Origin of the sequence: Singulisphaera chitinilytica (assembly GCF_049331405.1) — a bacterium.
Taxonomy (GTDB): domain Bacteria; phylum Planctomycetota; class Planctomycetia; order Isosphaerales; family Isosphaeraceae; genus PoT.
Genome location: NZ_CP186274.1, coordinates 4,383,859 through 4,405,491 on the forward strand (window position 1 = coordinate 4,383,859; position 21,633 = coordinate 4,405,491).

Consider the following 21,633-nt stretch of genomic DNA (forward strand, 5'->3'; position numbering starts at 1 on the left):
TTCCTTCGGATTCACTTTTCTGAACATGCCCCGGATGACGGGATCCCTGAGGCGACAGACGCCCCGAGATCTCCGCTTATTCGCGCGGGTCTCCACCTATTCTTCGGCAAGTCGCCACAACACCATCGGTCGAATTGCAGATTTGGGTAAAAGGGCGAGGCTCCCAATCGAAAGCCTCGATGGAATCGGAATCCCGGGATCAGCCCGAGAATCGTTCCGTTTCGCACTACGCCTTCGATCCAATCCATCCAACCTTGCGAGGGTCGACGAGCTTTATTTGACGATTTCGCTAACGCGAATCGACCACATGCTTAGGGGCGAGAATCGAGATGGGGATTGCGTCGATCCGCCTGACGATCGGCCGGTTCGGCGGTACGACATGTTCCCCTCCTACCTCCAAGTTCAAGATCCCCCTGCGTCGAATCGTCGTTCCGTCGCTGAGTCGGCTCGAGCCCTCGACCCGCAACCAGCCGATGTCCGGCCGGGCTCTCGGATCGACCCGAAGCATCAACTTCGCTCGATTCGGCACGGATGCCTTCGATTTCTCGACCGAACTCCCCCGACCTGTCCGACCGGGCCGAATCGTGATCGCCTCCGCCACGACTCCCGACGGAAGCCCCTTGACCTCGAGCCTCACGGGACCGAGTCGCCCCTCGGTCCGCACGACCACGTCCAAGGAATAGCTCTCCGAAGGGCGAACGTTGATCGCCTCAGTCGGTCGTGCCTGATTGACTCGTTCGGCCGGTTGTAACTCGACCGAGAAGTCGCCCCGAGGCTCACCCGCGTCGAGCCGGTATCCGTATTCGGGGCCCCCCTCGCCATAGCGGTCGCGCACCTCGATCAAGACGTCTCCATCCTCGATCGCTTCAAAATCCAGGAGGCTATCGGCCCTCGGCGGTTCTCCCCCCCTCGGCGAATCCAGTTCGCCGGGCGGGAGGTCGTCATTCTCCGCCAGCACTCTACCTTGCTCATCTTTGAGGGTTAGCACCGAGTCGAGCCACGATCCGAGACCTTCGGCCGTGACGCGGATCCGAACCCGTTCTCCTCGCTTCAACGCAAGGAGATACGAGTCGACCTCCTCAGCACGCATGATTCGTCCATTCAACGTCGAGCCGATCTGAAGGCGACGATCCGTACCTTCGTTGACTTCCGGAGCATCGCCGATGACGATCCGCTGGGGAAAATGAAGGAAATCGCGGGATGCTCTGATCGGTTCGGGCGAGAAAATCTCGCCTTCATCCCTGGGAATCAAGATGTGCGCAACGACTGGGCGCTCCAGGATCCCGCCGGAGAGCGTCAGATCCAGTGGTTTCCCGCGTTGACCACCGAGGGGGAAGACTGCCGTTGCGAACGGACGGCGACTGACTCTGAGGAGGTAGCTCGCCCAGGGGCCGCCTCGATAGAGGAGGTCGCGGACCTGAACCACGTAGTTCCCATCGGCCGGGAGTGTGAAGACTCGCCGACAATCCCCGTCACAACCTCGAGTTTCGGCCCCCTGGTCGAGGGAGTTCCTCGTTTCCGTGAAAATGGTCAACATCGGCGAAATCGGGATTCCGAGTCGACGCGATTCGACCTCGAAAATCAGCCGATCTCCTGCCTTTCCATTCCACGTGTAGTGATCGAGATCTCCTTGCGTCAAGGTCCCTGCAACCGTCGTTTCGACTTCGATCGGAGTCGCCCCCTTCAGGTCGTCGTTGGGCTCGCGCTCGAGACCGACGGGCAGTTCGTCGCACGAGATCCTTAAGGCGTTGGACCAGCCTGATTTCCCTTCCGCCCGGAGCTCGCGATACCCAGGGGCGACTTGTGGGTTTATCCAAAGGGTGAGGATGCGCGCACCGTCGGGTCGAGCGTGATCTCCTCGGATTTCCGCCCCATCGCCGGAGAGGTGGAAGGTCCCTAGCTGGTCGAGGTGGTCTCCGATGACGACGACCTCCGTTTCCCTGCCTACGACGACCGCGGGGGGAAAGGCCCGGCCGAGCCAGGGGGATTCCACCTCGACAGCCCCCTGCCCCGAGGCAAACGCGGCACACCCTAGCCCGAGCGATAGAATGATCCAGAGATTAGCGATCATCCCGTGAGATCGCGGGCCGATTTGCCTCCTTCCAGACCATGTGGGATTCTTCGGCATGATATAATCCCAAGGGATCCTTCACTGACGCCTGCGGAACCGTGCAACCCATTCCCGCACAATGGGCCGAGGTAGGCCATCCCATCCGATAAAGTCGCGGAAAGATGGCCCTACGGTCGGGGTCGCGCCTGACATGGTCTCGTGCTCTAGGCCCCCATCATACGTGGAAATCCTTGCTGGAGGATCCGTCCCCGCGGCGCAGAAGTCAGGGCGATCCGACGGCCTCTGAAAAATCCTGCCGTTTCGAGCAAGATTGATCGAATGACGCGATGGGTTCCATCGTCGTTTATCTAGAAAGTCGCAAGCAGGTTCGTCGTCCGGGTCACGAGTCGGCTCTCTTGCCCTCGATTTGGTCGAGATTTTTCCGATTTGGCAGTGGTGGTGTGACAAAGTCCCCCCGACTTTTTGGCAATTGTCGCCAATGTCAACAGATGCCCTGCGCAGCGTTCACGCTTTGCAATACTCTCCGTCGCTTGTTCTCGAGCCACCCTCCAGGCTACTGTGGTGAGCCTCGCCGAATGGTCTCAGAAAGGGGGTTCCTTATGTCTGCGTTCGTTCGCATGCTGAGTTCGTCGACTTGCGTCGCGACCATATTGATCGCCGTTCATGCGGGAAATCAGGCCAGGGCCGAAACTCCCGCGAAAGCCGGACAGCCGAAGGATACCAGGGCTGCCGCGGAGAAGACGACCAAGGACGTTGCAACCGACTCCGACATCCCCACGATCAGCGTAATCGAAGGTCTCAAGACCCGGCAGCTCGCCGTCGAAGCCGAAGGCACCGGCGACGGCCGCATCACGCTCTCGGTCACGAACCGCACCAGCAAGCGTCTCCGCGTCGTCCTTCCCCCGGGCCTCGTCGCTGCTGGTGCCACCGGTCAGTTCGGTGGCATGGGCGGCATGGGTGGCATGGGTGGCATGGGCGGTGGCATGGGTGGTATGGGCGGTGGTATGGGTGGCATGGGCGGTGGCATGGGTGGTATGGGCGGCGGCATGGGCGGTATGGGCGGCGGTATGGGTGGTATGGGCGGCGGTATGGGCGGTGGTGGTATGCAGGGTGGCGGGACCATGCCCGCCTCCATGGGCATGATGATGCTCGGCCGCCTCATCATGAACCTTGTGGGTGACCGCGATAGCTGGGATCAATCCTCCCTCATGCAGGGCATGATGGGCATGGGCGGTGGCATGGGCGGTATGGGCGGCATGGGCGGTGGCATGGGCGGTATGGGCGGCATGGGCGGTGGCATGGGCGGTGGTTTCCGCTCGGTTTCCCCCACGAGCCTGCCGACCACAACCCTCAAGGCCAAGCAGACCCGTCACCTCCCCACGAACGTCGCAAGCCTGAATGGTCCGAACGCCGAAGACAAGGTTTCGATGCCCGCCAAGGGCGAGAAGCTGCGTGTTGGCGACATCGCCCAGATCACGAAGGATGAGCGGACTCAGACCGCTCTTCGTCGCCTCGCCGCTGACAAGGCGCCCCAGGCGATCACCCAGCTCGTCCTCTGGAACGTCGCCTCGGGCATGGACTGGGCGGAAATCACCCGCCTCTCCCAGGCCTGGGCGAACGGTCATGAGATGGCCCTGGCCCAGCAGTTCGTCAAGCAACTCGATGAGGCGGAGTCGGCCAAAGTCGCCGGCGAGACGGGCATCCTCTACTGGGACGTCGCCGCGAAGGGCGCTTCTGATGAGGCCCTCGTCGCCGAGGTTCGCAAGGTCCTGGAGAAGAACGGCATGATCGGCCTGACCCTCAAGCAGGGCATCCCCGCCCAGCCCGAAGGCCCCGCCGTCGCCCTCCGGATCGAGTTCACCGACCGCAAGGTCGACGTGAAGGTCTCCACGACCGACGCCGAAGGCAAGGCCTGGGTCGAAACCGGCGCCTTCCCGCTCAAGCGTTCCGCCGAAGCGAAGGCCGTGAAGGTTGCCGAGGCCAAGAGCGTCGTCGACTCCGTCGCGGCCGGCCTGGTCGCCCAGCTCGTCCAGGTTGAACTCGCCAAGGGCCCGAAGGTCAACGGCAAGCTGACCTACCGCCTCAAGATTGAGAACTCCTCGCCGCTGGTCCTCAACGGCCTGGCCCTGATCGGCCCCGAAGGCTCGGACAAGGAGACCCCGAAGGAATTTGGTGGCCTCTGCATCCCTCCCCACCGCGCCTGGTCGCTCCCCGCGACCGCCGACACGGTGAAGACCCTTCACCTGAAGGAAGGCGTCCGCGTCACGGCCGCCGACCTGAGCGGTCTTTGATCGGAAAGCTGGCGGCTTGCGAATCAGCCTGAAGTGAAGAACCCCGAGGCCCGGTTTCGGCTCCTGCTCGAAACCGGGCCTTCTTCCTTTGGTTAGGGGCTCAGGCCGTCGGGATTGCGTCCGATTCCCCGAGCGAGTGCCGTTCGATCCCCTCCGACCGCAGGACGTGCTTGCGGATCTTGCCGGTCACCGTCTTCGGCAAATGCTCGACGAGGTGGATGTACTGCGGCACCTTGAAGTGGGCGATCTGCCCCCGGCAGAAGTCGCGCAATCGTTTCTCGGTTAGCATCGAGCCCGGACGCGGGACGACCCAGGCCGAGACGACCTCGCCGTACTTGGCGTCGGGCAAGCCGAGAACCGCCACTTCGGAGACGTCGGGATGATGGTGGAAGAACTCCTCCACCTCCGGCGGATAGATGTTCTCGCCACCACGGATGATCAGTTCTTTGGACCGACCCACGATCCGATAGTTCCCGTCCTCCCGACAACGGGCCAGGTCTCCCGTGGCGAGCCATCCCTCTCCATCTAATACGCGGGCGGTCGCCTCAGGGGCGTTGTAATACCCGACCATCACGTCGTGCCCCCTCACGCAGAGCTCGCCGGCCTCGCCCGGCGCGACCGCTTCGCGCGTCAGGGGATGGACGATACGCACTTCGAGCCCTGGCAGCGGCTTGCCGACGGTCCCCACGCGGACCTCGATCGAGTCGTCGACCGAGGTCTGCGTGATGATCGGCGAGGCCTCCGTCTGCCCGTAGCCGATCGTGATCTGGCTCGCCCCCAGGACCGAAATGACAGACTCCATCAAGGGGAGCGGACAGGGGCTCCCCGCCATGATACCGGTGCGGAGACTCGAGAGATCGCGCTTCGGCCTGTCCGGGTGGTCGAGTTCGGCCACGAACATCGTGGGGACGCCGTAAATCGACGTACATCGCTCCCCCTCGATCGCGGCGAGCGTGGCGCCCGGATCGAAGCTCGGAGCCGGCACCACGATCGCCGACCTGTAGACTGAACAGACGAGGGTCCCCAGCACGCAACCGAAGCAGTGATAGAACGGGACGGGGACGCAGACGCGATCCTCGGGCCCATAACGCAGCCGGAGCCCCACGTAGTACGCATTCATCAGGACATTCCGGTGCGTCAGCATGGCCCCCTTGGGCAGCCCGGTCGTCCCCGAGGTGAACTGGATGTTGTAGACGTCGCCGGGTCGGATCGCCGACTCCCGTCTGACGAGCGCCTCATCGACACTCCCCTGCTCCAAATCCCGCCAAGAAATCCAGCCCCCGCCGGGATGGTCGCCGATGGCCACGAGCCGACGCAGCCTCGGCAATTTGGACGAGACCGAGTCGACCGAATCGCGAGCCAACTCCGGGCAAAGAGTCTCGACCATCTGCACGAAGTCCGAGCCCTTGAAAGGCGCCCCGACGATCAGCGTGCCGACATCCGCCGCGAACAATGCCTGCTCGAGTTCGTGGAGCCGATAAGCCGGGTTGACGTTCACCAGGACCGCCCCGATCCTGGCGACGGCGAACTGCGTCACGACCCACTCGGGGGCATTCATCGACCAGATGCCCACGTGCTCGCCTGGCGCGACGCCCCGCTCGATCAGCCTGGACGCCACGACGTCGACCCTGCGGTCGAGCTCTCGCCAGGACCAGCGTACCCCCAACGTCGGGAAGATGAGGCCATCGTGGTCGTGAAACCTCGCGGCCGTCTCGCGCAATACCCGGCCAACCGAGAACGCCTCAACCCAGGGGATGTCGAGACCGGCAGGTTCGGACATGGAGATCTCCTGAGAGTTGACAATCCCCGAAGGCAGAGCCGTCCCAGTTCTCCGAACGACATACCAACACAGCGTTGAATGCAAAATCCATGAAGGTTGCAAATTCAACTTATCTCGATTTTCCCCATTTATGAATCCTCCTACTCATTCATCGAAGTTCCGGTTTCCCAATCGGGTGGTCGTCTTTCGAGGAAAGCTCGCATCCCTTCCTCGGCCTCGCTCGAGACCCGTACGGCCGCGGTGATGGCGGCGGCTCCGCGCAGATCCTTCGGCCGGCCGCTCGCCTCGTCGATGAGCCGCTTGGTGCTCTCGACGGCGATCGGAGCCGAGGCGACCAGCGATTTTCCCAGGGCGATTGCCCTCGCCAGCAGCTCCTCCTCCGGGACGACCTGATTGATCAGCCCCCAGGACTCGGCGACCTCGGCCGCGATCGGGTTCCCTCCGATCAACAGCGATCGTGCCCGGCGTTCGCCGATCTGACGTATCAGGTCGTGCATGACGATGGCCGCGACGAGGCCGCGACGGACTTCCGGATAGCCCAGCCTCGCCCCTTCAGCCATCAGTACGAAGTCGCAGGCCACGGCGAGGCCTGCGCCGCCGGCGAACGCGTCGCCGTTGAGCGCGGCGATCGTCGGCTTGGGAAGTTGATGCACTTGTGCTATCAAGTCGGCAATCGCTTGCACGTCGGCGATGGCCTTGCGTTCGTCCTCCGAGGCATCCAGCGTCGCGACGGCATCCTTCAGGTCCATCCCCGAACAGAAGGCCGGCCCATCGCCCGTCAGCACGACGGACCTGATCGCCAAATCCGATCCGACGCGCGACAGCTCGTCGCTCAACTCCCCCATCAGCCCCTGGGAGAGCGCATTCCGCCGCTCCGGCCGATTCAGGGTCACGATCGCGACCGGCCCTCGATCCTCCCGGCGAATCCAGCGACCACTCATGTCGACTCCTTGATTTCTTCGGGTCGCGGCAGCTTCAGCTCCAGGAGCGCCACGCCGAGCGCCTTGCCTTGCGTGTCGAGCCGGAGCGAGCGGCTGGCCCCGCCCGCCAGGGCTGACTCGATGACGAAGTTCAGGGCGTGGATATTGGGCAGCTCGTATCTCCGGACCTGGCCGATCGCCAGCGGTTGCAGATAGGCGGCCACCCTGGCTTCCGTGAGTTCCCTCAAGAGCCATGCATAAATTGAATCATCATTCGCGACAATTCCGATGTTTGCCCGGTTCCCCTTGTCGCCGCTCCGGGCGTGGACGAAGTCGCCGAGCCGGACGATGCCATGTTCGGGGCGGATTTTGTCGGCCATTCTCATGCCCCCCTCAGCCATTCCGAGGCCGCCCGGACTTCGCACGTCGAAGTCACCAGGCTCCTGGGCACGAGCGCCGGCCAGTAGCCGAAGGCAGGCCGGGGTGATGGCCGACCACTCGCATAGCCGGCGATCCCCGGAGGCCCCGACGTCACGAGCGGGGCGAATTCACGACAGAACCGATCGACGGCGGCTCGCCTCGGGTCGCGAACGGAGACTCGGAGGACGACCTCGAGATTCTCGCGATTCCCCGGCAAAACTCCCGCCACCACGTCCCCTGCCCCGAGGCATTCGACCAGCGACGCTTCAAGTTCGATGCCAGCACGTCGGACCCGCTCCAGGATCATCTTGCCGGCGGCCCTCGCCTTGGCCTCGGCACTTCGCCCCGCCACGGCCAGCAAACCGCTCGCTGTCCAGCCGTCCCGATAAACCGCCGCGAGCTTGAGCGAATCGCCGGGCGCCCGCCCTGACGTCCCGCTGACCTCGACGCGATTCGGGCCGATACCATCCAGGCGAAGCGTCGTCAGGTCGACGTCCACGTCGGGAGTACGGTAACGCGAGGGATCGTCGATCTCATAAACGATCTGCTCGGCGACAGTCCCCTCGGAAACGAGCCCACCGGAGCCCTCGGCCTTCGTGATGATGCTGGAGCCGTCCTCGCGAACCTCGGCGATCGGGTAGCCAATCCCGGCGAGGTCTTCGAGCCGATCCCACTCGTGCCAGAGCCCCCCCGAGGCCTGGGCCCCGCATTCGATGATGTGCCCGGCCGCCGATGCGCCCGCGAGGCGATCCCAGTCGTCCCAGGCCCAGCCGAACTCGGCCATCGCCGGCCCCAAAGTCAGCGAGGCGTCGGCGACTCGTCCCGTCACCACGACGCGGGCATCGGACTTGAGGCAATCGGAGATGGGGCTCGCCCCTAGATAGACATTCGCGCTGACGAGCCGGGGGACGATCGGATCAATCGGTTCGCCGGTCTCCATGTGCGAGAGGGCAAGGCCCTGGGCCAACCAGGCGGGAATCGAGCCGAGCACGTCGTCGCCGGTCACGACCCCGAGTTTGGTTCCCCCCTGCCCTCGCGTTTTCAGGATCGACGCGCACGCCCGGACGCACGACCGGGGATTCAGGCCCCCGGCGTTCGTCACCAGGCGCAGCCCTGTTTGCTCGGAGAGGATCGGCGTCAAACGTTCGAGCAGGTCGGGAAAGTCGCCGACGTATCCCGCCTGCGGATCCTTCGAGCGGAGATGGCTGAGGATCGCGAGCGTCAGTTCGGCCAGATATTCCAGGGTCAGGACGTCGAGCCGGCCGTCGCGCGCGAGCAAGAACGGGGCGTCGAGGTTGTCCCCCCAGAAGCCCGCCCCGTTGCCCACTCGCAGGGAACGCTGGCTCATATTCCGATGTCCCCCTGATTCGTTGCCCCTACTTATCGCAATCGCCCGTTATGTTCCACCTTCAAACCTGGAAGACCCCGATCGGAAACCCGGTCGTCCCCTGCGGCCGCGTCGCGATCTCGAGCGCCTGACTCAGAACGCTGCGAGTCTGGGCCGGGTCGATGATCGCGTCGATCCAGCCTCGTGCGGCGGCGTAGCGGATATCGGTCTCGTGCTCGTAACGACCACGAAGCTCGTCCGCCATCTGCTTGAGTTCGTCGCCATCGACGGACTTCCCCTGGCGTTTCAAGGTGGCGACCTGCACGTCGAGCATGGTGCGGGCGGCCTGGTGCGCCCCCATCACGGCGTAGCGGGCGCCTGGCCATGCGAAGAGGAAGCGGGGGTCGAAGGCCTTGCCGCAGAGGGCATAATGCCCAGCACCGAACGAGTGGCCGACGATCAGCGTCAGCTTGGGCACGACGCTGTTGCTCACGGCGTTCACGAGCTTGGCACCCCGGCGAATGATCCCGGAATGCTCGGCATCTCGCCCCACGTCGAAGCCATTCACGTCCTGGATGAACAGCAGCGGGATCCGGCTCTGGTTGCAGTCGAGCACGAACCTTGCCGCTTTATCCGCGCTGTCCGCGTAAATGACCCCGCCGAACTGATAGGGACCTCGGCCTTCGGGACGGAAGCGGAGCCTCTGATTGGCGACAATCCCCAGGGCCCGCCCTCCCAGTCGGGCGAAGCCGCAGCAGAGGGTCTTGCCGTACTCGGCGCGATACTCGTCGAATCGCCCGCCATCGACGATGGCCTCAATCAGGTGCCGAACATCATACTGTGATGATGGATCGCTGCGTACGAGCGAGAAGAGTTCGTCCGTGCTGCGAGAGGGCTCCTCGACTGTCCCTCCTTGCGGCTTCGAGACCAGCGCCTCCGGCAACATCCCGATCAGACGCCGGAGTTGGGCGAGGCATGAATCCTCATCCGGCTCATGAAAATCCACGGTCCCGCTGATCGCCGAGTGGACCGAAGCCCCGCCGAGGTCCTCATGCGAGATATCCTGCCCGATCGCCGCCTTGACCAGCGCAGGGCCCGCGAGGTAGAGACCCGACCCCTCGGTCATCAGCACGGTGTCGCAGAGGACCGGGAGATAGGCACCGCCTGCGACGCAGTTGCCCATGATCGCGGCGAACTGCGGGATCCCCTGCGCCGAGAGAACGGCATTGTTGCGGAAGATCCGCCCGAAGTCGTCGTCGTCAGGGAAGACCTCGTCCTGGAGCGGCAGGAAGACCCCCGCCGAATCCACGAGGTAGATCAACGGAAGCCGGTTCTGCCCGGCGATCTCCTGGGCTCGCAGGACCTTCTTGATGGTCATCGGGAAGAAGGAGCCGGCCTTCACCGTGGCGTCGTTGGCCACGATCATGACGGGCCGGCCTTCGACCTCGCCGATCGCCGTGACCACCCCCGCGCCCGGGGCTCCTCCCCATTCCACGTACATCTGGAAGCCGGCCCAGAGGCCAAGCTCCAGGACCCTGGAATTCGGATCCACGAGGGCGTCGATACGTTCCCGGGCCGTCTTGCGCCCCTTGGCGTGCTGACGTTCGATGGCCTCGGCCCCGCCCCCCTTGCGGATCTGGTCCTCCTCGGCCTGGATCCGCCGGGTGGCCTCACGCAGGTCGGGATCGGTCTCTCGTCGCGAGTCGAGGCGAGTCTCGGCGGCTGTCATCGGCCTGTTTCCACCTCGTAGGACTCGGTTGGAAATGCCAGGATCGACTTCGTTCGATCAAACCCGCTCCACGATCATGGCGACGGCATTCCCGCCGCCCAGGCAGAGCGAGGCGATCCCCAGCCGCTTCCCCCGACGTTCGAGGGCGTGCAGGAGCGTCACGAGCACCCGGGCGCCACTCGCTCCGATCGGATGCCCCAGCGCGATCGCCCCTCCATGCACATTCACGCGGGCCGGGTCGATCTCGAGCCCCTTCACGCAGCCGAGCAGTTGCGACGCGAACGCCTCATTGATCTCGAAAAGGTCAATGTCGCCGACGCCGAGCCCTGCCTTCTTCAGAACAACACGGATTGCGCCGATGGGGGCGAGGAAGAGGTCGCGAGCCTCCAGGCCGGAGACCGCCGTGGCGACGATCCGGGCCATCGGCTTCGCACCGATCGACTCCGCCTTCTCTTGCGACGCGACGACGACCATCGCGGCCCCGTCGCTGAGCGTCGACGAGTTGCCGGCCGTCACCACGCCACCGGGTCGGAACGCCGGTCCGAGTCGCGCGAGGGCCTCCACCGTCGTCTCGGGCCTGGGCCCCTCATCGGCCTCGACCTTCTGCACAGACCCTTTCTTCCCCTCGATGGCAATGGGGACGACCTCGGCGAGGAAGGCGCCGGCCTCTTGCGCCTCGACCGCCCGACGCTGGCTCTCATGGGCCAGGGCATCCAGGTCGTTGCGAGTCAAGCCGCAGAGCTCGGCCGTGCGTTCAGCCGCCTCGCCCATCGGCCAGCCCTCGACGGAGCAGGTGAGCCCGTCGTTGAGCATCGAGTCAATCAGACTCCGGTCGCCGACCTTCCACCCCCCCCTTCCCCCGCGAAGGAGGTGGGGGGCGTTGCTCATGCTCTCCATGCCCCCCGCGAGTAGCAGTTCCGCATCCCCCGCTCGAATGGCCGTCGCCGCGAGCATGACCGCCCGGAGGCCGGAGCCGCAGACCATGTTGACCGTCAGTGCGCCTGTCGACGCAGGCAGGCCCGACCGCAAGGCGACCTGTCGCGCAGGCGCCTGACCCAGGCCGGCAGAGAGGACGTTACCGACGATCGCCTCGTCGAATTGCGTGTGGTCGGCCCCCGACCTGGCGATGGCCTCTTGTGCCGCTGCCACCCCCAGGTCAATCGCCGTACGCGACGCCAATCCGCCGAGGTAACGGCCGATAGGAGTTCGGCAAGCCGACAGTATCACCGGCTCCGGGCTGGGCATGGAAGCTCCCGGTGTCCTGGATCAGGATGGATCTGAGATCGGATAGGTCTCGCACCTATTCGAATTCTAGAGCCAGCCCCTGATGCGGTCAACGACTCGCACGCCATTGCTCGGTGGAATGCCGATGACGCAAACCTGACGTCGCATGGCCCGCTCGCGCACCATCAGGCCCCGCGTTGCGACAGCCACGCGATGACATCGGCCGCACTCCAATCCGATAACGAGGAGATTCGTGCCTCAGGCCTCGCGGGCAATCAGAGCATCGCGTGCGCAGCCTGCGGCTCCGATGAAGCCTGCATCACCGCCGAGTTCGGCGAAGGCGATCTTCGTCTTGTCAGCCAGGGTGGCGAAGCTGAGCTTGCGGACATGCTCGCGGATGGCATTGAGGAAGGGCTCGCCGGCCGCGATCATGCCGCCGCCGAACAGGACGATGTCAGGGTCGATCGTGTGCATGAGGGTGGACGCGCCGACGGCGAGGTAACGAGCCGTCTCGCTCATCAGGCGGACCGCCAGGGGATCGCCCGCGTACGCGGCGTCGGAGATGGCGTGGCTCGTGAGCGAGCCCTGGGCGTGGAGGTCGCGGAGGGACGAGGCTTCGCCCAACTCCAGGGCCTCGACCGCGCGCTTGACCAGCGAGGTCGCAGAAGCATAGGCCTCGAGGTGGCCCGAGATGCCGCAGGAACAAGGGCGGCCGCCATCCATCTGGACGATCATGTGGCCGCACTCGGCGCCGTGGCCGTGTCTGCCGGCGATGATCCGTCCTTGGTCCACGATCCCGCAGCCGATGCCCGTCCCCAGCGTGAACAGGACGAGGCTCTGGACGTCTCGTCCAGCCCCTGCCCAGAACTCGCCATAAGCGGCGGCGTTGGCGTCGTTTTGCAGGACGGTCGGGTGACCCAGGAGGTCCTGCAGACGCTGGCGAATCGGCAGGTTAGCCCAGCCCGGGAGGTTGGAGGGAAGGTAGATCGAGCCGTTCTCGAAATCGATGGTCCCCGGCGAACCCAGGCCCACGGCCGCGATCTGATCCCACGAGAGTCCGCTCGCCGAAACGGCCTGACGGCCCGCCTCGGCGAGATTCTTGACCCCTTCCTCGGGGCCTCGACCTGCCAGGGTCTGGAGGCTGATCTTCGAAAGCACCCGGCCCTTGTCGTCGACGACGCCACTCTTGATGTTCGTGCCGCCGAGGTCGATTCCGAGATAAAAGGGAGCCTGGGGAGCTTCTGCGATCATGCGATCCTCGGCGTTTCTGGTCCCGAAGGTGGGGGAACATTCGAAACGCCAATAACTTAGCTCCCCGAAGACACCGGGGTCAATCCGGCAGCGAGAGGAGCTTGGGCCGGGTGTGCGTCAGCCTGGGAGCGAGGGCCGCGGGGACGCGCTTCTTGCGGGCCAGCACGAAGATCGTGTGTGTGTCGCGGAAGGGGGAGAGCAGGATCGAGAGGGCCTTCAGGAACGGGTAGAAGACCACGGTCAGCGGGTCGATCTTCGAGCGGAAGAGCGTGTGCTGGATCCAGATCACCAGCGAGGAGCCGAGCGTGCCGAAACGGAGCCGATCGATCGGTTCAAAGCCGTTCTGCTCGAGGACCGCTTCGAGCTGATCGAACGTGTATCCGTTGCGGACGTGCCAGCCGTCCTCAACCGGCGTGACGCGGATGCGCGAGGCGTTACGCTGCCAGTCACGGTCCGGGGTCGAGATGTAAACGAAGCCGTCCTCGTCGAGCAAGTCGTGGATCTGCCGGAACGTGGCCGGGGCATCCATGATGTGCTCGATCACGTCGAAGAGGAGGACCTGATCGTACTGGCGCCGTTGCTCGGGGTCGGCGGCGAGTTCGTCGAGACGGGCGACGCGGAACTCCATCTGCTCATCGGAGTAGCCGAGGAAGTCGCGCATCTCTTCGCAGTTCTGCTTCTCCCACTCGTGGATCGTGATCCCCAGGCACTTGGCGTTGCGGAGCGCGGCCTGGTGGGTGAAGAATGCGTTGCCGCAGCCGCAATCGAGCGTGCGGACGGGCTTCTCGGCAGTTCCCGTGCGGAACATTTTGACGGCGGCCGACTTATCGCGACTCACCCAGTTCGTGCCGGGGAAGAGAAGATACTTGAGGAGAAGGCGGGCACGCGAGGGGACGTTGGCGGTGTAGGCGCGGAGCACGTAGGTCCTCCTTAACTCAAAGAGCCCCAGAGCAAGGCAGCCGTGGGGCAAGGTGCAATCCTTGGCACAGCCCACATTAGTCGGCCATTATTGACATCGCAAGACCGATTCTCGAGGCGACACGCTTCATTCAAGCCATCCCCACGACTCTCGATACATGATGCGAACGGGTGCAAGGATCGCATCGGGTCGCAAGCCCCTGGAGAACAAGGGATCTCGCCCCCTGCCATTTAGCCTGTTGACGGAGACGACGATCAGGAACGCGACCCGAAATAAAAACCCACGATCGCAGCCAGGACGTGCTCGGGGCCATATCGCCCGATCTCGAAGTGGGCCTGCCGCTGGATCTCGGCGAAGGTCGCGGGCAGGAAAGGTCGGAGTTGGTCGCAGATCAGGACCGCCAGGAATACCGTCGCCAGCAGGGAGATGAGGGCACGCGTGTCCTCGAACCAGCGAGGGAGGACCTTCCCTCGGCCATTCCACCAAGACGCGAACTTTTGGAGCACTACACCCAGCAGGAACCCGAAGACCAGGAGCAGCGTCACGACTCCCGGATTCTTGCCCGGAGATGCGATCCGACCCTGACGAAACAGGGCGAAGGCGACCGCCACGAAACCGCCCATGATCAGGAGCCGCACTGTCCCCTTCGGCAGGTAGAGGGGAGGAGGCCCCGGGGCCTCGCCGGGTTCAGTCCGGCTCCGGACGGCGAAGTAGTGGCCGAGGATGATGAAGAGGAGATCCCGTAGCGAGTCGGGCACCTCAAGGTCCGGCCTGAGCAGCAGGTGGGCCCAGAGCGTGGCGAAGATCAGGATCGCCATCACCGCGCGGATGCTCCCGGCCGGCAGGCCGAACGCGTGGATCCGGCGCCAGTCCGTCTGCGGCGAAGGCACGGTCGGGGTGTCGGGCATCGGGGGGATCCTGATGTGCCGAAAACTCGCGAAATCCGGTTCTGGCAAGCTCACGACGCGGCGACGGTAGCAGAAACGCAACGGGCAGGCAACAATTCGCGGGTCGTCGAACGAAGGGTTCCTCGGGCCTGTCGTCTATAATTATAAGGACACGACTCGGCGATCAGAGTTGCGCATCCACTCTCCCATGCCAACCCGGAGGAAAGGCATTCCGCATGTCGCAAACCTCGCATCGCGACGCCATCGCCAGGCCGCAGACAATGACGTCGCGGCGCCAGTTCCTGCTCGCCACGATCGGCGGCGCGATCACCGCCGGATTCGCGAGGGCCGCCGATCCCGGGGTGCCCGCGAGCACCTTCGATAAAGAGCTCGAGGCCGTCCAGGCTCGCCTGGCCGCCGCGGGGATCAAGGGGGCCCGGTCGAGCACGTACGAGTTCTATGAAGGCATCGGCAATTCATCCGACCGCCACCGCGACGACGCCCTCAAGATCTGCTATGACCTGTCGACTGTTTATATCAAGCACTTTCAGGATCGACGGTTCCGCGTCGAGGCCCCGAAGCGCAAGTTAATCGTCGTGTCCCTCAAGGACCGCAAGTCCTACGAGGCCTTCTCGGAGAACGCCCCAGGCGCCGAGGTTGGCGGGCACTACGATCTCGAGACGAACGCCCTGGTCGTCTTCGACTTCCGCCAGGACAAGGAGAAGCGGGCGACGTCCGCCCAGCGCATCAACACCTTCACCCTGGTCCACGAATCACTCCACCAGTTGATGTACAACACCGGACTGCTTTCGAGACAGGCCGACGTCCCCGTCGCCATCAGCGAAGGATTGGCGGCTTACGGCGAACTCTGGCAATCGTCGGCGAAGCGTGCCCCCTTCGGCCGGGTCAACATGAGCCGGCTGCAGGTGTTGAAGGACTTGAGGTCGAATCAGAAAGACGCCCCGACCGTCGAGTCGCTCCTCACCAAGGACGACCTCTTTGGCGACGAGGACAGCTCGCAGGCGGCCTATGCGCAGAGCTGGCTCCTGGTGCACTACTTCATGCGACCTGATCATGTGGACAAGTTCCGAGCCTATCTGATCGCGGTCAACACCAGGACCGACGCCTCGCATCGGCTCGAGGACGCCAAGACCCACCTGGGCGACCTCAACAAGCTCGACGCGAGTCTGCGACGTTACCAGACCCAGCAATCGCGCTGAGCCTGGCCGCTGCCCCAATGGTGTGAGTGCAATAAGAAACCCGCGAGTTGGCTCGATGCTTCGAGCCAACTCGCGGGTAATTTGTAGGAGTCTGGCGGTATTGTGTGATCAACCCAGCACGGGGTTCAGGCCCATATTCTTGCGCATCTCGGCCCGCTGCTTCTCGTAGTTCATGAGCAGCTTTCGGTCTCGGAAGTGCTGCCGCTCTTTCTTCGCCTGGGCGGCCAGCACGAGCCGACGCATGGCACCGCTCGTGAGTTCGCCGCGATCCTTGTAGCGTCTGCGAAGCCGGGCCGCGGGCTTCTCGCCGAAGGCCTCGATGATTTCGTCCTCGAGCGAGACGAAGAACTGGCAGTAGCCCTTGTCACCTTGCCGGGCACTGCGGCCGGCGAGTTGGCGATCGATCCGGCGCGACTCGTGCCGCTCGGTCCCGATGACGTGGAGCCCGCCGACCTCGTTCATCCCCTCGCCGAGCTTGATGTCGGTACCGCGGCCGGCCATGTTCGTGGCCACCGTCACCTTGCCGGGCTGGCCGGCCTGGGCGACGATCTGGGCCTCGATCTCGTGGTTCTTGGCGTTGAGGACCTGGTGCTCGATGTTCGCGGCCGTGAGCAGGGCGCTCAGCTTCTCCGACTTCTCGATCGAACGCGTTCCGACGAGCACCGCGACCTGCTTGTGGTTCCATTCGACGATCTGGTCGGCCACCGCCTGGAACTTCTCGTTCTCGGTTGAGAAGATCCTGTCGGGGACCCAGAGCCGACGCCCCTTGCGATTCGTCGGCACCTTGAAGACGTTGACCTTGTAGATCCGGCGCAGCTCGGCGGCGTCGGTCGACGCCGTACCAGTCATGCCGGCGAGCTTCTTGTATCTGAGGAAGAAGTCCTGCACCGTGACGCGGGCTGCGGTGATCGTCTCGAGTGTCACCTCGAGCCGTTCCTTGGCCTGGATCGCCTGGTGCAAGCCGTCCTGCCACTGCCGACCGGGCATCATACGGCCGGTGAACTCGTCGACGATCACGATCTCGCCGTTCACGACGACGTAGTCACGGTCGCGTAGATAGGCGATCTGGGCTCGCAGGGCTCGCTCAACATACTCATAGAGCCCGTCGACGGTGAGGGCGACGAAGGAGGAGTGGCCTGCGACGGCCTGCACCTTGCGGCGTCCTGCGGCGTTCAACTCCGCCTTGCGCTCGGCGGGGTCGTACTTGAAATCCTTCGTGCGGACGAGCGTGGCCGCGAGTTGGTCGGCACCGTAATAGGCGGCGGCCTCTTCCTGGGTCGGCTGATTGTTGGCACCGATGATCAACGGGGTCCTCGCCTCGTCGATCAAGATACTATCGGCCTCGTCGACCACGGCGAAGTGGTGGGTGCGCTGGACGGGCGTCTCGCCTTCGTGGTGGCTGCCGCGTCCGAGGAAGGCCTGCTCGAACGACTTGCGGTGGGTGTCGCCGAGTTGGAGTCGCTTGAGTTCGTCGCGGAGGAAGTCGAAGCCGAATTCCTTGCTCGTGCCATAGGTGATGTCGCAAGCATACGCCGCGCGTCGTTCGTGGTCCTGGGTCGTCGTCTGGATGCAGCCGACGGTCATTCCCAGGGCCCGGTAGACGTTCGCCATCCACTCGGCGTCGCGGTGGGCGAGATAGTCGTTGACGGTGATGACGTGGACGCCCTTGCCTTGCAGGGCATTCAGATAAGTGGGCAAGGTGGCGACGAGGGTCTTACCTTCTCCGGTCTCCATCTCGGCGATGCAGCGGTTGTGGATCGCCGCCCCGCCGACGAGCTGGACGTCGTAGTGGCGCTGCTTGATCGTCCGCTTGGCGGCCTCGCGAACGAGGGCGAAGGCCTCGACGAGCATGCCGTTGAGCGAGTCCCCTTGCCTGGCCTTGAGTTGGAGGACCCGACTCCGCGCGCGCAGCTCGGCGTCGGATTCCTTCTCGAGCGTCGACTCCAAGGCGTTCACCTGGGCGGCGAGGACGGCATATCGACTCAAGCGGCCCGTATGCGTGGGCCCGGCTAGGCTCTGCACCCTGTTGATCCACTTCGGCCCGAGTCGGCTGGCCATGGTCCTAAATCCTCCCCGCGGAACATCATTGCGGATGTGTCGGCAATGGGGCCGTCGCGGCCCGGTTCGATGGAACGGCCAGGAGTCCACCATCCAGTGGAGACACCTTCCGCCCTAACTGGACAGCCGCGAGGGGATTTCTCCCGAGGCGTCGCGCCACTTCGCGTCGGATTTCAATTCGGGCCGTAACCAATGCCGGTCTTGGAGAAGTAGAGATACTCGCCAGGGCGGATATCCCTCGGGCCGTGCTCCTTGATCCACTTAACAACCTTCTCCCACTTCTCTTTGGCGCTCGGCTTACCAACCGACTCCTGTCCAGGGGCCTCGACCCAGGCAACCCAGAGATTCATCTCATTGCGGATGGCCAACTTATTTTGTTCGCCTTGGGGAGCGACGAGCGCGAACCGTTGTTTACCCGTCAAATCCCGTCCCTTGCCCTGGACCTCCCTGATGAACGCCGCGAGCTTCGCCGCGGCGACGATCCGCTCGTCGGGTTCGTCCAGTTCCCCGCCGCCACGGCTCCGCTTCCAGTTCAGACCGGGCTGGCGACTCTTCGGCCCTTCGCCGAAGCCGACGAGGATCATCAAGGGGACGTCGAGGTTCGTGTCGTCGATCTCGGATCGAGGGAGTAGCACCCCGTCTTCATCGATGATGATGTGGGTCCCGTCGGGGAGCTTGGCTAAGGCGACGGGGTTCCGCATGTTCAGCTTGATGACCAGCTTGTTGGGATGCTCCTGTCGAACTCCAACCACTCCTTTGGCCCAGCAGTTGAGAGTCAGTTCCTTGCTTAGAGCCGCGGGGTCGAGGCTGAGCGCGGATTGGGTCGTGCCGGAGTCGAGCCCGATCTTGGCGCGCTCGAGGAACGCCTTGGTGCCCCCCTTGTACCAGGGAGGCAGCGGAGGCTCGAATTGGACCGACTCTGCCTTGATCTGATAGGTCGGCTGGCCCTGGAGCCAGTCGGTCGCGGAATGGATGAGCCGCATCCCTATGATCACCATGAAGATGACCGCGCTGATCACGGCGAAGACGGCCAGGCCGATGCGCGACGGGGCGATCCGTCGGACGTGCTTCGGGGTCACAAACCGACCGAATCTACGCGCGTTCAGCGGGTCGGTTGCATCGCGGGGCGGACCCTCGGACATGGGAATCCGAGGGGGTTCGCGGTGCTCCATGACCAAGACTCCTGCGCGTTCCGTCCCAACAAGGCCTTACCATTGAAACGGACAATGGTCCTCGGTCGATCCCTCCGACCACCATCGGTCGTCTACCAAATCTGGATCTGGAGCTCGAGTTCATAGCCGAACTGTTGCCAGACGCGCTGGCGAATCTGGTCGATGAGCTGCAAGACGTCGTTCGCCGAGGCTCCCGGATGTGCCACGATGAAATTCGCGTGCCGATCCGAGACCTCCGCCCCGCCGACCTTCGCTCCCTTCAGGCCGGCCTGTTCGATCAGCATCCCGGCGGACAGGTCGGGGGACGGGTTCTTGAAGATGCAACCGGACGACTGGTGCCCGTAGGGCTGATTCTCCTTCTTCACGATCCAGATGCGCCTCATCCGGCGCACGACAGCCTCGGGGTCGGCCTTCTCCAGCTCGAACTCGGCCGAGAGGATCACCGGCTCGTCGAGGTTCGAGGCGCGGTCGGCGAAGCTCAGGTCGTCGCGTTCGCGGACCTGGACCTCGTCCGAGGCATCGATGACGGTCGCCCGCAAGACGAGCTGGCCGATTGCCCCCTGGCGGTCGCCGGCATTGCCCCGGAGCGCCCCACCGACCGTACCCGGGATCCCGGTGAGGAACTCGAGGCCCCCAAGACCCGCGCGTGCCGTCTGGGAGATCAGGGCGGTGAGCGGCACCGCAGCCCCGGCCTCGACGACGTTATCGCGCACGGCGACGTCGGAGAACGCGGGGCTTTCCAGGTGGATCACCAGGGCCTTGACCCCTTCGTCGCGGATCAGGACGTTGGATCCGCCGCTCAGGATCTTGAACGGGATCTCTTCCGAACGGCAGCGGCGCAAGAGGCCTAGCAGTTCCTCGAGCGTCCCCGGTCGCGCCATGTACGAGGCGGGTCCGCCCAAGCGAAACCAAACGTGAGGGGCCAAGGGCTCGTCAGCCTTGACGATCGCGCGAAAGTCGTCGAATGAATGCATCGGCTATCGTTCCCACTTCGCCGGCCCCGAGGGTCACCAGCACATCGCCCGGTTCGAGGTGCTGGTCCAGGTACCGGATCGCCCCCTCAAAGCTTTCGACTCGATCTGCGTGCACACCCGATACGGCCAGGTCGCTCACCAGGCACTCCAAGAGGCCCCGGCACGTTTCGGTTCCATTACCATCCATGAGCAAGACATGGTCTGCCGCGGAGAGTGCCTTAACGTAACGGCAAATCTCTTCCGGCGACCAATCGGCCTCGTCGGCCCATAAGACCACGCGGAGACGACGCGACCCGAACACCTGCCGGCCGACTGTCAAAGTCTGGCCGATCTCCTCCGGGTCCCGTCCTTCATCGTCTACCAGGGTAACACCTCGGTAGCTTCCGCGGGACTCGAAATCACGCGAGACGCCCGTAAACTCTTCCAGGGCTTCGCGGATGGAGGACGTCGGTACCCCGAGCCGCACGCAAGTTGCCACCGCCACGATGGCGGAGAGTACATTACGCCGACCGGGAACTTGCAAGCCCACTTCGAGCGCAAATTGCCCGTGATGGAAGGTGCGGAACCGATAACGGCCCCGCTCCTCCCGCAAGTCGGTCCCCCACCAGGAGCTGCCTCTGGCTAGCGAGAACGACTCCACGGTCGGCTCGAGGGCCCGAACCGCGGATGTCAGGATCTCGTCGGGCCCTTCGCAGAGGATGAGGCCATTCGCCGGCACTGTCGACGCGAAGCGGCGCAACGCGTGGATTCGGGCGAGCGGGTCGGCCACATCCGCAGGGACGAGCGTGCTCAGGAGGACGGCAATTCGCGGGCCGCAAGGCCCCAGATCCCCATCCTCTTCCATCGCCTCGAAGACGAAATGCTTGCCGGATCCCAGCCGAGCCCAGCCGCCGAGCTGCGGCGCCGGCGTCCCGACAAGTACGGTAGGGTCGAGTCCGGCATGGGTCAAGACCCAACCGATCATCGCCGAAGCGACGCTGGCGTCTCGCCTTCCGGCGATCACCATGCCCTCCCTGCCGTCCATCCACTGGCTGAGCCAACCTCGGGGAGACCCTTCCTTCAGCCCGTGCCGCCTGGCTCGCAGGCGGTCGGGATGGATCCGAGCGGTCCCCGACCCGACGAAGACGTAGTCCGATTCGTGGACATAAGGCGCGGGCGTGTGGCCGGAATGGATCTGGATCCCCATCGTTCGGAGGCGTTCGAGCGAAGGATTGTCGGTCGTGTCCGTGCCGGTCACCTTGGCGCCGCTCTGGACGAGCATCTGGGCCAAGGCCGTCATCCCTCGCTCCGCGATGCCCACGAAGTGAGCATGCATCGGAACGAATGCCGCATGGGTTTCCCCCCATCGCAACCAACCCATCGGCGATCGCCCCCGGTCCGTCCCTGTAGC

16 protein-coding genes are annotated in these 21,633 nt (G+C 64.4%); 2 read left to right on the forward strand and 14 right to left on the reverse strand.

The window, feature by feature from the left end; genetic code table 11:
- Positions 1 to 289: 289 nt before the first annotated feature.
- Entirely contained in the window at positions 290 to 1,090 is an 801-nt protein-coding gene (locus ACOYYX_RS17505; protein WP_422931199.1) for a hypothetical protein, read from the reverse strand.
- Positions 1,091 to 2,670: 1,580 nt separating this feature from the next.
- On the opposite strand from ACOYYX_RS17505, the gene ACOYYX_RS17510 reads away from it, so the two are divergent.
- Positions 2,671 to 4,362 carry a hypothetical protein gene (locus ACOYYX_RS17510; protein ID WP_422931200.1) on the forward strand — a complete coding sequence of 564 codons (1,692 nt, stop codon included), beginning with the start codon at positions 2,671 to 2,673 and terminating at the stop codon, positions 4,360 to 4,362.
- Positions 4,363 to 4,462: 100 nt separating this feature from the next.
- Here ACOYYX_RS17510 and ACOYYX_RS17515 read toward each other — a convergent pair whose 3' ends face one another.
- From ACOYYX_RS17515 to ACOYYX_RS17555, 9 genes are all read right to left on the reverse strand, one after another.
- On the reverse strand, positions 4,463 to 6,142 hold the full coding sequence (locus ACOYYX_RS17515; RefSeq protein ID WP_422931201.1) for an AMP-binding protein: 1,680 nt from the start codon (positions 6,140 to 6,142) through the stop codon (positions 4,463 to 4,465).
- A gap of 140 nt (positions 6,143 to 6,282) precedes the next feature.
- Positions 6,283 to 7,083, reverse strand: a complete 801-nt coding sequence (locus ACOYYX_RS17520) for an enoyl-CoA hydratase/isomerase family protein (RefSeq protein ID WP_422931202.1) — start codon at positions 7,081 to 7,083, stop codon at positions 6,283 to 6,285.
- Positions 7,080 to 7,442, reverse strand: a complete 363-nt coding sequence (locus ACOYYX_RS17525; RefSeq protein WP_422931203.1) for an AtuA-related protein — start codon at positions 7,440 to 7,442, stop codon at positions 7,080 to 7,082. Before ACOYYX_RS17525 ends, ACOYYX_RS17520 begins: the two co-directional genes overlap by 4 nt.
- 2 nt (positions 7,443 to 7,444) lie before the next feature.
- Positions 7,445 to 8,830, reverse strand: a complete 1,386-nt coding sequence (locus ACOYYX_RS17530) for an acyclic terpene utilization AtuA family protein (protein WP_422931204.1) — start codon at positions 8,828 to 8,830, stop codon at positions 7,445 to 7,447.
- Between the two features lie 61 nt (positions 8,831 to 8,891).
- Positions 8,892 to 10,538, reverse strand: coding sequence for an acyl-CoA carboxylase subunit beta (locus ACOYYX_RS17535; protein WP_422931205.1), 1,647 nt, complete (start codon positions 10,536 to 10,538; stop codon positions 8,892 to 8,894).
- Between the two features lie 57 nt (positions 10,539 to 10,595).
- Positions 10,596 to 11,783 carry a thiolase family protein gene (locus ACOYYX_RS17540; RefSeq protein ID WP_422931206.1) on the reverse strand — a complete coding sequence of 396 codons (1,188 nt, stop codon included), beginning with the start codon at positions 11,781 to 11,783 and terminating at the stop codon, positions 10,596 to 10,598.
- A gap of 237 nt (positions 11,784 to 12,020) precedes the next feature.
- Positions 12,021 to 13,013, reverse strand: a complete 993-nt coding sequence (locus tag ACOYYX_RS17545; protein WP_422931207.1) for an ROK family protein — start codon at positions 13,011 to 13,013, stop codon at positions 12,021 to 12,023.
- A 79-nt stretch (positions 13,014 to 13,092) separates the two neighbouring features.
- Positions 13,093 to 13,932, reverse strand: a complete 840-nt coding sequence (locus ACOYYX_RS17550) for a class I SAM-dependent methyltransferase (RefSeq protein WP_422931208.1) — start codon at positions 13,930 to 13,932, stop codon at positions 13,093 to 13,095.
- Positions 13,933 to 14,186: 254 nt separating this feature from the next.
- Positions 14,187 to 14,840 carry a hypothetical protein gene (locus ACOYYX_RS17555; RefSeq protein WP_422931209.1) on the reverse strand — a complete coding sequence of 218 codons (654 nt, stop codon included), beginning with the start codon at positions 14,838 to 14,840 and terminating at the stop codon, positions 14,187 to 14,189.
- A gap of 215 nt (positions 14,841 to 15,055) precedes the next feature.
- Between ACOYYX_RS17555 and ACOYYX_RS17560 the strand changes: the two genes are divergently transcribed.
- Positions 15,056 to 16,039: a DUF1570 domain-containing protein gene (locus tag ACOYYX_RS17560; protein ID WP_422931210.1), complete on the forward strand. Its 984-nt coding sequence runs from the start codon at positions 15,056 to 15,058 to the stop codon at positions 16,037 to 16,039.
- 108 nt (positions 16,040 to 16,147) lie between these two features.
- On the opposite strand, the gene ACOYYX_RS17565 is transcribed toward ACOYYX_RS17560, so the two are convergent.
- The 4 genes from ACOYYX_RS17565 to ACOYYX_RS17580 all read right to left on the reverse strand — a co-directional run bounded on the left by ACOYYX_RS17565 (position 16,148) and on the right by ACOYYX_RS17580 (position 21,522).
- Positions 16,148 to 18,097 carry a DEAD/DEAH box helicase gene (locus ACOYYX_RS17565; RefSeq protein WP_422931211.1) on the reverse strand — a complete coding sequence of 650 codons (1,950 nt, stop codon included), beginning with the start codon at positions 18,095 to 18,097 and terminating at the stop codon, positions 16,148 to 16,150.
- Between the two features lie 173 nt (positions 18,098 to 18,270).
- The gene (locus ACOYYX_RS17570; protein ID WP_422931212.1) at positions 18,271 to 19,269 is read right to left on the reverse strand and encodes a hypothetical protein; all 999 of its coding nucleotides are present in this window, start codon (positions 19,267 to 19,269) and stop codon (positions 18,271 to 18,273) included.
- Between the two features lie 92 nt (positions 19,270 to 19,361).
- Positions 19,362 to 20,243 (reverse strand): UDP-N-acetylmuramate dehydrogenase, encoded by an 882-nt coding sequence (gene murB / locus ACOYYX_RS17575; protein ID WP_422931213.1) that lies wholly within the window; start codon positions 20,241 to 20,243, stop codon positions 19,362 to 19,364.
- Positions 20,203 to 21,522: a glutamate ligase domain-containing protein gene (locus ACOYYX_RS17580; protein ID WP_422931214.1), complete on the reverse strand. Its 1,320-nt coding sequence runs from the start codon at positions 21,520 to 21,522 to the stop codon at positions 20,203 to 20,205. Before ACOYYX_RS17580 ends, murB begins: the two co-directional genes overlap by 41 nt.
- Positions 21,523 to 21,633 lie beyond the last annotated feature (111 nt).